This is a genomic window from Paenibacillus sp. FSL H8-0280 (assembly GCF_045040665.1).
In the GTDB taxonomy this organism is placed as follows: Bacteria; Bacillota; Bacilli; order Paenibacillales; family Paenibacillaceae; genus Paenibacillus; species Paenibacillus xylanexedens_A.
This window is the reverse complement of sequence record NZ_CP150296.1, coordinates 792254-806344: the sequence shown is the minus strand read 5'-3', so window position 1 is coordinate 806344 and position 14091 is coordinate 792254. Positions and strand designations below refer to the sequence as shown.

General features: G+C 45.7%; 6 protein-coding genes, 3 rRNA genes, 1 pseudogene and 1 riboswitch. Of the genes and pseudogenes, 3 read left to right on the top strand and 7 right to left on the bottom strand.

Translation table 11 applies throughout. From position 1 onward, the window contains the following. The first annotated feature begins 112 nt into the window (after nucleotides 1–112). On the top strand, nucleotides 113–667 hold the full coding sequence (locus MHI12_RS03740; RefSeq protein ID WP_405171562.1) for an NADPH-dependent FMN reductase: 555 nt from the start codon (nucleotides 113–115) through the stop codon (nucleotides 665–667). 184 nt (nucleotides 668–851) lie between these two features. Here the strand turns inward: MHI12_RS03740 and rrf are convergent. The 5 genes from rrf to MHI12_RS03715 form a co-directional block, all read right to left on the bottom strand. Continuing rightward, a 5S ribosomal RNA gene (rrf, locus tag MHI12_RS03735) occupies nucleotides 852–968 on the bottom strand. Between the two features lie 80 nt (nucleotides 969–1048). Further along, nucleotides 1049–3974 (bottom strand): 23S ribosomal RNA (locus tag MHI12_RS03730). A 312-nt stretch (nucleotides 3975–4286) separates the two neighbouring features. Continuing rightward, nucleotides 4287–5839 (bottom strand): 16S ribosomal RNA (locus tag MHI12_RS03725). The 16S, 23S and 5S rRNA genes sit together here, the layout of an rRNA operon. Before the next feature lie 772 nt (nucleotides 5840–6611). Next, nucleotides 6612–7988 carry an NCS2 family permease gene (locus tag MHI12_RS03720; RefSeq protein ID WP_047841443.1) on the bottom strand — a complete coding sequence of 459 codons (1377 nt, stop codon included), beginning with the start codon at nucleotides 7986–7988 and terminating at the stop codon, nucleotides 6612–6614. 171 nt (nucleotides 7989–8159) lie between these two features. Further along, nucleotides 8160–8259: riboswitch (purine riboswitch) on the bottom strand. Nucleotides 8260–8662: 403 nt separating this feature from the next. Beyond that, complete coding sequence (locus tag MHI12_RS03715) at nucleotides 8663–8914, bottom strand: hypothetical protein (protein ID WP_405171561.1); 252 nt, start codon at nucleotides 8912–8914, stop codon at nucleotides 8663–8665. Between the two features lie 465 nt (nucleotides 8915–9379). Between MHI12_RS03715 and MHI12_RS03710 the strand changes: the two genes are divergently transcribed. Further along, on the top strand, nucleotides 9380–10408 hold the full coding sequence (locus MHI12_RS03710) for a hypothetical protein (protein ID WP_405171560.1): 1029 nt from the start codon (nucleotides 9380–9382) through the stop codon (nucleotides 10406–10408). Between the two features lie 103 nt (nucleotides 10409–10511). On the opposite strand, the pseudogene MHI12_RS03705 reads toward MHI12_RS03710, so the two are convergent. After that, nucleotides 10512–10664 (bottom strand): annotated as a pseudogene (locus MHI12_RS03705) (hypothetical protein); the annotation flags it as partial. Nucleotides 10665–10801: 137 nt separating this feature from the next. Between MHI12_RS03705 and MHI12_RS03700 the strand changes: the two are divergent. Further along, nucleotides 10802–12079 carry a flagellin gene (locus tag MHI12_RS03700; protein ID WP_405171559.1) on the top strand — a complete coding sequence of 426 codons (1278 nt, stop codon included), beginning with the start codon at nucleotides 10802–10804 and terminating at the stop codon, nucleotides 12077–12079. Between the two features lie 139 nt (nucleotides 12080–12218). On the opposite strand, the gene guaA is transcribed toward MHI12_RS03700, so the two are convergent. After that, complete coding sequence (gene guaA, locus MHI12_RS03695) at nucleotides 12219–13757, bottom strand: glutamine-hydrolyzing GMP synthase (protein ID WP_341006067.1); 1539 nt, start codon at nucleotides 13755–13757, stop codon at nucleotides 12219–12221. Nucleotides 13758–14091 lie beyond the last annotated feature (334 nt).

Here is a 14091-nt window from a genome sequence, read left to right as displayed (position 1 = left end):
CTAACATGAAGAATGCCTTAATTATATGCGTTTTCTATAGACAGCTCATTTTAACAGGAGGAAAATAAACAGATTGCCATACATTACTAAAGAATAGAGATGATCTATACCCATGAAAAAAGAATTAAATATCCTTGCCATTTCCGGAAGTCTGCGCAATCAGTCCTCCAATACGTTACTAATGCACGCCATGATTAAGCTGGCTCACACTAACCTTAAGTTTGAAGTATATGATGGATTAAATGATCTACCGCATTTTAACCCCGACATCGATGTCGAAGAGGGTCCAGTGTCCGTACAGAACTTGAGAGCCCAACTTAAGCATTCGGACGGTGTCCTTATCTGCACGCCAGAGTATGGAAATGGCGTTCCTGGGGTCTTAAAAAACGCACTAGATTGGGTTGTATCTTCTGGAGAATGGCTCAATAAACCCACCATTGTCATTGCTGCTTCCCCAAGCCCTATGGGAGGTGACAAAGCCCATGCTTCCTTATTGCTTACACTAAACATGATTAATGCACAAGTCTTACAAGAGGGCTGCTTAACTATTCCTCATATTACATTGAAAATGAACAAACAAGGAGTCATTATTGATTCGGAAACCCAGCATGCATTGCAGAACTCCCTTACAATCCTTGGAGAGGCTTGCAAACAAATGAAAGTATAGACAGATGCCGATTAATTAAATGGACGATAGAGAAATGATTCTTTTAAAGTTATTTAACATTTTCATAAATATTGAAATAAAAAACAGCCCTGGTAAATAACCAAGGCTGTTAAGGTTTATATAAGCATTTAGGATTAAAATAAAAAAGACACACTCGATATATCATCAAGTGTGTCTTCCTATCGCTTGGCGGCGTCCTACTCTCCCAGGACCCTGCGGTCCAAGTACCATCGGCGCTAGAGGGCTTAACGGTCGTGTTCGGGATGGGTACGTGTGGAACCCCTCCGCCATCGCCACCAAACGCATAGCTTAGCTTACATTTCAGAGTTTTGTTCTCTGAAAACTAGATTCGAAACGAAACACGCGAATGACAACTTGCTATTGGATAAGCCCTCGACCGATTAGTACTGGTCAGCTCCATGCATTGCTGCACTTCCACCCCCAGCCTATCTACCTCGTCGTCTTCAAGGGGTCTTACATACTGGGAAATCTCATCTTGAGGGGGGCTTCACGCTTAGATGCTTTCAGCGTTTATCCCGTCCGTACATAGCTACCCAGCGGTGCTCCTGGCGGAACAACTGGTACACCAGCGGTACGTCCATCCCGGTCCTCTCGTACTAAGGACAGCTCCTCTCAAATTTCCTACGCCCACGACAGATAGGGACCGAACTGTCTCACGACGTTCTGAACCCAGCTCGCGTACCGCTTTAATGGGCGAACAGCCCAACCCTTGGGACCTACTTCAGCCCCAGGATGCGATGAGCCGACATCGAGGTGCCAAACCTCCCCGTCGATGTGGACTCTTGGGGGAGATAAGCCTGTTATCCCCAGGGTAGCTTTTATCCGTTGAGCGATGGCCCTTCCATGCGGTACCACCGGATCACTAAGCCCGACTTTCGTCCCTGCTCGACTTGTAGGTCTCGCAGTCAAGCTCCCTTATGCCTTTGCACTCTTCGAATGATTTCCAACCATTCTGAGGGAACCTTTGGGCGCCTCCGTTACTCTTTAGGAGGCGACCGCCCCAGTCAAACTGCCCACCTGACACTGTCCCCGCACCGGATTACGGTACCAGGTTAGAACCTAGATACGATCAGGGTGGTATCCCAACGTTGCCTCCACGCAAGCTGGCGCTCACGTTTCAAAGGCTCCCACCTATCCTGTACAGATCGTACCCAAATTCAATATCAAGCTGCAGTAAAGCTCCATGGGGTCTTTCCGTCTTGTCGCGGGTAACCTGCATCTTCACAGGTATTAAAATTTCACCGGATCTCTCGTTGAGACAGCGCCCAAGTCGTTACGCCATTCGTGCGGGTCAGAATTTACCTGACAAGGAATTTCGCTACCTTAGGACCGTTATAGTTACGGCCGCCGTTTACTGGGGCTTCGGTTCACAGCTTCGGATTGCTCCTAACCACTCCCCTTAACCTTCCAGCACCGGGCAGGCGTCAGCCCGTATACTTCGCCTTACGGCTTCGCACAGACCTGTGTTTTTGCTAAACAGTCGCTTGGGCCTTTTCACTGCGGCCCCCTCGTGCTATTCACACTACCGGGGCACCCCTTCTCCCGAAGTTACGGGGTCATTTTGCCGAGTTCCTTAACGAGAGTTCTTCCGCGCGCCTTAGAATACTCTTCTCGCCTACCTGTGTCGGTTTGCGGTACGGGCACCTTCACCTGGCTAGAGGCTTTTCTTGGCAGTGTGAGATCATGACCTTCGCTACTATAATTTTCGCTCCCCATCACAGCTCAGCCTTACAATGTGCGGATTTGCCTACACATCAGCCTTACTGCTTAGACGGACATCCATCAGTCCGCGTCACTACCCTACTGCGTCCCCCCATTGCTCATAACGGCTTACGGTGGTACAGGAATTTCGACCTGTTGTCCTTCGACTACGCCTTTCGGCCTCGCCTTAGGTCCCGACTTACCCTGAGCGGACGAGCCTTCCTCAGGAACCCTTAGGCTTTCGGCGGATCAGATTCTCACTGATCTTTTCGTTACTCATACCGGCATTCTCACTTGTATAATGTCCAGCGCTCCTTACGGTACACCTTCAACCCTTATACAACGCTCCCCTACCCCTGATGCAAAGCATCAAGCCATAGCTTCGGTGGTGTGTTTAGCCCCGTTACATTTTCGGCGCAGAGTCACTCGACCAGTGAGCTATTACGCACTCTTTCAATGGTGGCTGCTTCTAAGCCAACATCCTGGTTGTCTGTGCAACTCCACATCCTTTCCCACTTAACACACACTTGGGGACCTTAGCTGATGGTCTGGGCTGTTTCCCTTTTGACAATGGATCTTAGCACTCACTGTCTGACTCCCGGAAGTAAGTCTATGGCATTCGGAGTTTGACTGAGCTTGGTAACCCTTGCGGGCCCCGCACCCAATCAGTGCTCTACCTCCACGACTCTGTTTTCCGAGGCTAGCCCTAAAGCTATTTCGGGGAGAACCAGCTATCTCCGAGTTCGATTGGAATTTCTCCGCTACCCCCACCTCATCCCCGCATTTTTCAACATGCGTGGGTTCGGGCCTCCAGTGCGTGTTACCGCACCTTCACCCTGGACAGGGGTAGATCACCCGGTTTCGGGTCTACGTCCACGTACTATGTCGCCCTATTCAGACTCGCTTTCGCTGCGGCTCCGGCTCTTCACCTTAACCTTGCACGGGAACGTAACTCGCCGGTTCATTCTACAAAAGGCACGCCATCACCCCTAAAACGGGCTCTGACTTTTTGTAAGCACACGGTTTCAGGTTCTATTTCACTCCCCTTCCGGGGTGCTTTTCACCTTTCCCTCACGGTACTGCTTCACTATCGGTCGCTAGGAAGTATTTAGCCTTGGCAGATGGTCCTGCCGGATTCATACGGGGTTTCACGTGCCCCGCACTACTCGGGATCCGTCTCGGAGGGAACCAACTTTCAACTACAGGGCTTTTACCTTCTTTGGCGGGCCTTTCCAGACCTCTTCGCTTAACCGGTTCCTTTGTAACTCCATGTGAGACGTCCCACAACCCCAAAGAGCAAGCTCTCTGGTTTGGGCTTCTCCGCGTTCGCTCGCCGCTACTGACGGAATCACTATTGTTTTCTCTTCCTCAGGGTACTTAGATGTTTCAGTTCCCCTGGTATGCCTCTACACAACCTATGTATTCAGTTGTGAGTAACTGGAAATTACCCCAGCTGGGTTTCCCCATTCGGACACCCCCGGATCAAAGCTTGCTTACAGCTCCCCGAGGCAGTTTCGTTGTTCGCCACGTCCTTCATCGGCTCCTAGCGCCTAGGCATCCTCCGTGTGCTCTTAGTAGCTTAACCATTTTGTTCCGGTTTCGGTCGCTCGCTTCCCTTGGTTTGCTTGCGCAAAGCCAAAAGTCGCTCTCACCCGATACCCTCACAAAAGCAATTTAACTACCTTTATAAACACTTCACTTGTTTACACAAGTTCAGCTAAAAAGGAATGTTCTAATTCGCGTTTGTTTCGTTTCGATATCTAGTTTTCAAAGAACAAGCTCCATGCAAAAGCAAGCTGTTTGAGAGTTTGAGCTCTCAAAACCGAACAACGAGTGAGTGTTTTGCAGCTAAGCTGCGTATTTGAATGTTTCCGTTGCAGGAAACGATTCTCCATAGAAAGGAGGTGATCCAGCCGCACCTTCCGATACGGCTACCTTGTTACGACTTCACCCCAATCATCTATCCCACCTTCGGCGGCTGGCTCCTTGCGGTTACCCCACCGACTTCGGGTGTTATAAACTCTCGTGGTGTGACGGGCGGTGTGTACAAGACCCGGGAACGTATTCACCGCGGCATGCTGATCCGCGATTACTAGCAATTCCGACTTCATGCAGGCGAGTTGCAGCCTGCAATCCGAACTGAGACCGGCTTTGTTGGGATTGGCTCCATCTCGCGATTTCGCAGCCCGTTGTACCGGCCATTGTAGTACGTGTGTAGCCCAGGTCATAAGGGGCATGATGATTTGACGTCATCCCCACCTTCCTCCGGTTTGTCACCGGCAGTCTATCTAGAGTGCCCACCCGAAGTGCTGGCAACTAAATATAAGGGTTGCGCTCGTTGCGGGACTTAACCCAACATCTCACGACACGAGCTGACGACAACCATGCACCACCTGTCTCCTCTGTCCCGAAGGAAAGATACATCTCTGCATCGATCAGAGGGATGTCAAGACCTGGTAAGGTTCTTCGCGTTGCTTCGAATTAAACCACATACTCCACTGCTTGTGCGGGTCCCCGTCAATTCCTTTGAGTTTCAGTCTTGCGACCGTACTCCCCAGGCGGAGTGCTTAATGTGTTAACTTCGGCACCAAGGGTATCGAAACCCCTAACACCTAGCACTCATCGTTTACGGCGTGGACTACCAGGGTATCTAATCCTGTTTGCTCCCCACGCTTTCGCGCCTCAGCGTCAGTTACAGCCCAGAGAGTCGCCTTCGCCACTGGTGTTCCTCCACATATCTACGCATTTCACCGCTACACGTGGAATTCCACTCTCCTCTTCTGCACTCAAGTCACCCAGTTTCCAGTGCGATCCGGGGTTGAGCCCCGGGATTAAACACCAGACTTAAATGACCGCCTGCGCGCGCTTTACGCCCAATAATTCCGGACAACGCTTGCCCCCTACGTATTACCGCGGCTGCTGGCACGTAGTTAGCCGGGGCTTTCTTCTCAGGTACCGTCACCTTGAGAGCAGTTACTCTCCCAAGCGTTCTTCCCTGGCAACAGAGCTTTACGATCCGAAAACCTTCATCACTCACGCGGCATTGCTCCGTCAGGCTTTCGCCCATTGCGGAAGATTCCCTACTGCTGCCTCCCGTAGGAGTCTGGGCCGTGTCTCAGTCCCAGTGTGGCCGATCACCCTCTCAGGTCGGCTACGCATCGTCGCCTTGGTGAGCCGTTACCTCACCAACTAGCTAATGCGCCGCAGGCCCATCCCCAAGTGACAGATTGCTCCGTCTTTCCAGTTCTCTTCAGGCGAAGAAAACAATTATTCGGTATTAGCTACCGTTTCCGGTAGTTGTCCCAAACTTGAGGGCAGGTTGCCTACGTGTTACTCACCCGTCCGCCGCTAAGTATCAAGGAAGCAAGCTTCCTATCAACTCCGCTCGACTTGCATGTATTAGGCATGCCGCCAGCGTTCGTCCTGAGCCAGGATCAAACTCTCCAATAAAGTATTGAAAAGAGCGATAAGCTCATTTTGAATCTGACGAGATTAAAAATCTCATTTGTGCTCCAGTTGATCCAAGCCAAGCTTGTCTCGAACTTTCGCGTTCATTCTGCAAGCAGAATGTTTGCTCACTCGTTGTTCAGTTTTCAAAGATCAAACTTATTTTGTTACCGAATGTTGTTCTCTTCAGCAACTCTTATATAATATCATGTCCGAACCAACTTTGCAAGCTCTTTTTTCAAGTTTCTTTCGAAGCTTACTTCATTTGCTTGCCGCACCGTGTATCTCGTGTTTTTTTGGCCGGAAATAGAATATACCATGTACAGTTATGGAACGCAAGTCTTTTTTCGATAAACATTATATTCTTATGAAATGAGTACCCTGTAGACCTTTTAACAAGTATCTCCTTATAACCAGCTAAATGATACATCTGCGCACTAACTTTAATGATCGGAGTAATTAACTCAAATACGCAAAAAGGTTTTTCATATGATCCCAAATCCAATTATAGAGAAACTCATGTTGTATAGAGTACATACTCATCACGTTATAGAACTTATTAACCGATGATTTCATTGGATAAACAACCAACAGATCATAGAACATTATACTCATTCCTTCTATATAGAAGGAAAACATTTTTGAAATTCATTTTGCTCAAGAAAAGAATACAAAAAAAAGCGAAAGCTCCGGGTTTAAATCCTCTGGCTTCCGCTTCTTTCATATATAAGGTAAACAACTTATCTCCGTATTCTTCATTAAACCTAATGAACCCTTACTCCCCGCCAATAAATACGTATCGGCAGACTACAATGAGCGCCAAGATCCACATAAGCCAGTGAATTTTCACTTTACGCTCTGTAACCAAGTTACTGAACACCGCCAGAATCACATAAGATACGATACCTGCGGAGATCCCGTTTGCGATTCCACCTGTGAAAGGCATCAATACAATGGTAAGGAAAGCAGGGAAAGCTTGCAGGAAATCATCCCACTCAATGCTACGTACTTGACTCATCATAAGCACACCCACGATGATCAATGCCGGAGCCGTCGCAGCGGATGGAACAACAAGCGCAAGCGGTGCGATAAACAGGGCCAAAATGAACAACAAACCTGTCGTTACCGAAGTCAGTCCTGTACGTCCACCCGCCTCAACACCTGAAGCACTTTCAACGTATGCTGTAATGGTACTTGTACCCAGTGCAGCACCTGCGCTGACACCAACTGCATCGACGAGCATTGCTTTACCGATCGTTTTCTCGCCTTTTTTCTTATCTTTCATAATACCCATACGTGTTGCAGTACCTACCATCGTACCAAACGTGTCGAACAATTCAACGAAGGTAAAGATGAAGATGATCTCGAACAATCCGAGACTGATAGCACCTTTCAAATCCAGCTGTCCAACCGCCAGATCACTGAAGTTAGGCAACCAGCTTGCGCCTGAAAGACCACTCAGATTCGTAACGCCCATCGGAATACCAATCAGCGTTGTTGCTACGATCCCGATCAGCAGAGCGCCTTTGACGCGCATAACCATCAGAATAGCAATAAGGAGCAAACCAATCAGGGCCAGCAACGCATCGTGATGTGTTACAAAGTTGCCCAATGACAAGTTAAAACTGCTACCTGGAATCGGCTGACTCAGGTCTGCGTCTGGTGCAACATTAACTGTTACAGCCACGAGATTAGCAAGTTTAAAACCAATAATGGTAATAAAGAGACCGATACCCACCGTAATGGCCATTTTGATCGACTGCGGAACTGCAACAAGCAGCATTTGACGAATCTTCGTCACGGTCAAAATAATGAACACGATACCGGAAAGGAATACCGCTCCGAGAGCTGCTTGCCAAGTAATCGCTCCATTCGAACTTAGAACGACAGTCATGAAGTACGCATTCAGCCCCATACCTGGTGCAAGTGCGATCGGAATATTCACGAACAATCCCATAATAATAGTCATTAATCCGGCGCCGACGGCTGTTGCAAAGAATACTGCATTATCCGACATCCCCGCACCGGCTTGTCCCAAGAACAACGTATTTACAAAAAGAATGTAAGCCATTGTCATAAACGTAGTGAGACCCGCAACAATCTCCGTTCTAACGTTTGTTCCGTTTTCTTTTAATTTAAAGAAACGATCCATAATTACTAACTCCCCCTTAGAGATGTTGAAGCCATATTGAAAAACGACAAATGACCCTGATGAAGATTCTTCACCCAGGGTTCAGCTGACAAGGAGTGGCATGATGCCTTTACTAAGAACAAAAAAAATTCTAATGTGCGTGATGTCCCCGCAATCATGTAGAATTCATGTGCTTAGCCTTCTCCTCTTCGTAGCCAGATCATTAGGGTGATCTCGTAGAGACTCCCGGGCCAATCCCCAGGATTATACGAATAAGTATGCGCTATTTGTTTGTTTCCCATCACTATTTTAGGAGGGCAGTATGTTTTTGTCAATGAGAAAAACGAATATTAATATCACCCTTGTATAATATCGTTCGTATTATTTAACAGATTGAACCAGTTCAGCGGTTTACAACCCAATTGAATACGCTTTTTTCGTTGAAATCTCAATGGAATATGTCCATTCTTTCATGGCGAAAGTTCCGCAGGATAACATAAAAAAGCTAACCTGATCCAAGGGCGAGAAGCGCTCTAATCAGGTTAGCTTATGTTTCTGATGCGTTTTAGCAATCAGGTGAATGATGATCTAGGAATAACGATATCTCGTATTCCGAAGGCTTATACTCATTAGGTATATGGAGCAATTTGCGACATGTTCCGGAGCTATTTTTTACCGGATCAGTCTTATGTTATTTATATCTCTGTCTGCGGAGCATCTTGTACCTCTTGTTGTTCCTGATTTGCGTTCGTTGTTGAGTCAGAGGATAAATCCTGATTTCTGGTCTGATCGGAAGAAGCATCCGCTGCCTCTAAATTCACAAATGGAAAGTCCCCCGAACCGGAAGCCAGGTCTTGCATACCTGAACCGCATCCTGCCAGCATCACCATCAGAAACGCACTTCCAATGCCCATCTTCCATTTGGTCATATAGTCGGTTTTACGCATACATTCAATTCTCCTTTCAGTAGCCATATAGCTCTTAGTATGTACTTATTGTACAGGCCCGACCTGAAAGGATCATGAAGTGAACTTTAAAATGGGATGAAATCTAAATTCCAATTGAACTATAAGATAGAGGCTAATTATTTGGATCAAATGAAGAGATACTGACTACCACTACAAACTTAACTATCATTATAAAATTACCGATATAAAACAAGAAAATTACGTATTATGGGGGTTATGAGATGTATTTCGGAAAAAAGTTAATTATGGGAGTGTTGTCTTTTCTATTGATAGCAGGATGTCTGGCGGGCGCTATCGTAGCAAAGGAATCTAAAGCAAAGGAGGTTTTTATTGATGTAACAAGCGATTCAACCCAATCCCGGGTCAAGGTATATCGGTGAACGTTGGATTCTCAACACTAGCAATCCTCCTGAAAAAGGGGACATCCGATCAGCGACTATCGTTTTGAGCTATGATGATATTTTTACAACGGATGAAGATGAAGTAATACGGTTTGACGAAACACTAGGAAAATACATATGGAGAGACGATACCTTTATCATTCCTAACGACTATTTTGAATCCAAGGATTACACGATCCAAAATCCAGAACCCGCAGATTTTGACCCTAATGACGGTAAACAAGAAATTATTATTTCCATTTCATCCAAAAATGGTAAATCGATTAATTCTTCCTCCGGCGAAGCATTTATATCGTTTTATCTAAAAACTAAAGAGGACAGTTTGAATAAACAAACGTCTATTGAAGTTTTACCCGCTATGACTCTCTTGGTAAATCATACTGTAGAATCGATTCAGAGTTATAACACAACACCAGCAAATATCTTCGTTTCTATGCCGAAAAGAATTTTCGTTGTTGCGGGGACAATGCGACCTGACTTTCTACCATTCATTTTCGGTTTAAATGATAGCAACGAACTGAATGCACTTGCATACTTTAAAAATGGGGATGCTGTCTATGTAACGGATATGGTCACATGGCATTCAACAAACACAGAAGTATTACAGCTCCATGGAAACGGCAACATTCAAGCTGTAGGCTTAGGAACCGCCTCAATAAAGGTCACATTCGGTTCTATAACTGGTGAGAAGAAGATTACAGTTGTAACACCTGCCACTGCCGCCATATTGAATGCAGAGCCCGAGCCATATGCTACCGTAGTTAGATCAGATTCCAAGCCAATAGAAGTTAAAGTTATTATAAATGGCAAACTAATTTCAGATTCAGGCCGCATCGTTAGTGGGTCCGTATACATTCCTTTACGTGCTATCAGTGAATCCTTCGGTGTTGTCGTAGGCTATGATTCCTCCAAGAAGTTACCAGTGCTCTATGGCAGTCCCCTGACACAGTCTAGGAATATCTCGGGAACTTCATATGTTAAAGCAAAGGATCTCCCGTCTCTTCTTGGCGCAAACATTAAATGGAGCAATCCAACTAAGAAATTGTATATAGAGTATCCTTCCAAACCTTAATACTCAACAAAATAGCTTGAGCACAAAAATACTCTTCTCTATTTGCTGAAATTCACAGATAGAGAAGAGTATTTTAATTATACATTTAAATTTATATTACGTTCTACTCCCACTCAATCGTTGCTGGTGGTTTGGAAGTTACGTCATACACGATACGGTTTACGTTATCCACCTCGTTAACGATCCGCACGGAGATTTTCTCCAATACGTCCCAAGGGATACGTGCCCAGTCATCTGTTATACCATCGATGGACGTTTTAAATTTTTCCTAAAAAAATGCATTTTACGTTTCATAGCTCATCAACACGGTCATTCTTGTTTAAATTGTCCATCCTTAGCAGATTAATTTTCTCCACGAAACGTGTATACTAATATTAGGATAGGAGGAGAAATATGAGAATTAACAATAATCTGCCAGCATTAAACGCCAAAAATAGAATTAATAATAATAGTAACGCCAAAAAAACTTCTTTTGAAAGACTTTCGTCAGGTCTACGCATTAATCGCGCTGCGGATGACGCTGCCGGTCTAGCTATTAGCGAAAGTATGCGTGCTCAGATTAGGGCTTTAGAGCAAGGATCCAGAAATATCCAAGATGGAATTTCATTAATTCAAACTGCGGAAGGTGCTCTCAATAGCATAACAAGTGGACTTCAAAGAATCAGAGAACTACTTGTTCAAAGGGAAAATGATACATACACCTATAGTGATAAAGAAACAATTAATCAAGAAATTACACACAACCTCCGAAATATAGAGGATATAACAATCAACACACAATTTAATGGAATCTACCTTTTGAATGGTTCACTTACTAATGCTGCTGTCCATACAGGTACTGACACAATTCCGCTAAGCATTAATGACATGCATCTGGACCTATATTATAGGGAGAATTTTAACGATCAAAATAGGTTTTCACAATGGCATCCTGCGCAAGGTGCCTGGACAGTCCAGAACGGATTATTGACACAGTCCACTGAAGGCGTTGGTGACAAAACGATTCTCACGGAAGTAATTCAAGGTAATGATATGACCATTACGGTCAATGGAAAATTCATGACGACACATCCAGATGGAAATATTGGCATAATTATTAAAGGAAACGACTTTAACAACCAAGTTTTTGGTTGGTATAGCCAGTACGGTGGATTATATATTGGAGAACGCGTAAATGGATCATATCGATTAATTACCTCCATAGTAGTTGATCCTGCGCAATTAGATCAGAACTATGAACTTACCGGAACTGTTGTAGGCAATTATTATACATTTTCTGTTACGGGTGTAGGAAAGATCGAAGGCTATTCCGCCAATACATCCATGCTTGAAGGCTACACCGGATTGTTCACCGCATTTTCGGAAGCAAGTTTTGATGATTATGAAGTCATTCCTCATATCACATTAACAGATATCGAAACGGCTTTAGATAAAGTCACAGGGGAGCGTGCAAAATTAGGCGCCTATCAAAATCGACTAGAGTACGCCTATAACAACACATCCAACTATTCTGAGAACCTTACAGCATCCGAGTCACGAATCAGGGACACTGACATATCCAAAGAAATGATAAAGATCTCTACACTGAGTATTCTAACCGATGCCTCTCAAGCCATACTTGCTCAAGCAAACAGTCAACCCCAACGAATACTGGAGTTACTTCGGAACTAGGGTTGATTAATTCATCTAACCAATACAAAAAGCTCATTCTTGATAGCAATTTATCAAGAATGAGCCTTTTATTTAATAATTCAAGGGTTCCAACCATATCAGGGCTTCTAAGCAATGAAGTCCACTAATATTTCACAACTTACTCCCACTCAATCGTTGCAGGTGGTTTGGAAGTTACGTCATAGACGATACGGTTTACGTTATCAACTTCGTTAACGATCCGTACGGAGATTTTCTCCAGCACATCCCAAGGGATACGTGCCCAGTCCGCAGTCATACCGTCGATGGATGTTACAGCACGGATACCTACTGTGTAGGAATACGTACGCGCATCACCCATAACGCCAACACTCTTCATGTTCGGCAGGGCTGTGAAGTACTGCCAGATTTCGCGGTCAAGACCGGCCTTGCCAATCTCTTCACGCAGGATGTAGTCTGAATCACGAACAATTTTAAGTTTCTCTTCAGTAACCTCACCTAGAACACGGATTGCAAGACCCGGACCAGGGAACGGCTGACGGTGTACAATTTCGTCCGGCAAGCCACACTCGGTACCTACTTTACGTACTTCATCCTTGAACAGCGTGCTCAGTGGCTCGATCAGTTTGAAGTTCATGTCCTCAGGCAGACCGCCCACGTTGTGGTGAGATTTGATGGTCTGTGCAGTCGCTGTGCCACTTTCCACGATGTCTGTGTACAGTGTACCTTGCGCGAGGAATGCAAAATCATCGAACTGCTTGGACTCTTCGTCAAATACGTAAATAAACTCGTTACCGATGATTTTACGTTTTTGTTCTGGATCATCCACGCCAGCCAGTTTGGACATGAAGCGCTCTTGTGCATCAATTTTGACAACTTTCATGTCGAATTTGCCGACAAACGTCTCCATTACACTTTCTGCTTCGCCTTTGCGCAGCAGACCGTGGTCGATAAACATACATGTCAGTTGATCACCAATGGCTTTGTGAAGCAATGCAGCTACAACGGAAGAATCTACACCGCCGCTAAGCGCACACAGTACTTTACTGTCGCCCACTTTTTCACGAATGTCTTTGATGGTGTCATCGATGAATGTCTCCATCGTCCAGTTGCCTTCGCAACCACAGATTTCGAACAGGAAGTTACGAATCATATCGTTACCGCGAACAGAGTGACGTACCTCAGGATGGAACTGAACAGCATACAATTTGCGCTCATCGTCACTCATGGCAGCGATTGGCGCACTTTCTGTGCCTGCATCCAGTTTGAAACCTGGAGGAAGTGTAACCACGTGGTCACCGTGACTCATCCATACCGTATGTTCGCCTTCAATGCCTTTTGCCAGTGTAGATCCAGCAGCAAACTCAAGGTCTGCTTTACCGTACTCTCGCTTCTCGGAACGTTCTACTTTACCTTCGAGCTGTTGCGCCATAAGCTGCATTCCGTAGCAGATACCGAAGATTGGCAAGCCCAGGTCATAAACACCTGGGTCCACGTGTGGAGCATTCTCAGCGTATACGCTGGACGGCCCACCTGAAAATACGATTCCTTTTGGTGCCATTTCTGCGATCTTTTCCGCCGGTGTGTTATACGGCAAAAGCTCGCTGTATACGCCAAGATCCCGGATTCTTCTGGCGATTAACTGGTTGTATTGGCCCCCAAAGTCAAGGACAACCACAATCTCATTCTGCTTATTCATAACCGTGCCTCCCTCAATTCATTGAAACTAATTATACGCAACGACAAAACATACCGTCAAGGAAAGGCGAAACTCCTTTTTTCGACATATCAAAACAGGATTACCAAATGCCTCTAAATATGAAATTTCGAATAGAAAAGCTTGGCAGCAAGATGCTGGTTCAAGTGTATGATCGTGGAAAGACGCCTCGTTCGCAGCGCAGCGCGAAAGGCGTCTTATGTATGGCATGAAGCGATGAACTAAACGCTGCGTTTAAAAACAGTGCGCCAGCCAATGGCGATCTTCATCTGCCCACATGTGGCCAAGCTCTATTGGAAAGCGATAGCGATTGTAT

Excerpts from the sequence above, each read along its gene's own strand:
- MHI12_RS03700 (WP_405171559.1), top strand. The coding sequence starts at position 10,802 with ATGAGAATTAACAATAATCTGCCAGCATTAAACGCCAAAAATAGAATT.
- MHI12_RS03715 (WP_405171561.1), bottom strand. The coding sequence starts at position 8,914 with ATGCGTAAAACCGACTATATGACCAAATGGAAGATGGGCATTGGAAGT.
- guaA (WP_341006067.1), bottom strand. The coding sequence starts at position 13,757 with ATGAATAAGCAGAATGAGATTGTGGTTGTCCTTGACTTTGGGGGCCAA.
- MHI12_RS03740 (WP_405171562.1), top strand. The coding sequence starts at position 113 with ATGAAAAAAGAATTAAATATCCTTGCCATTTCCGGAAGTCTGCGCAAT.
- MHI12_RS03720 (WP_047841443.1), bottom strand. The coding sequence starts at position 7,988 with ATGGATCGTTTCTTTAAATTAAAAGAAAACGGAACAAACGTTAGAACG.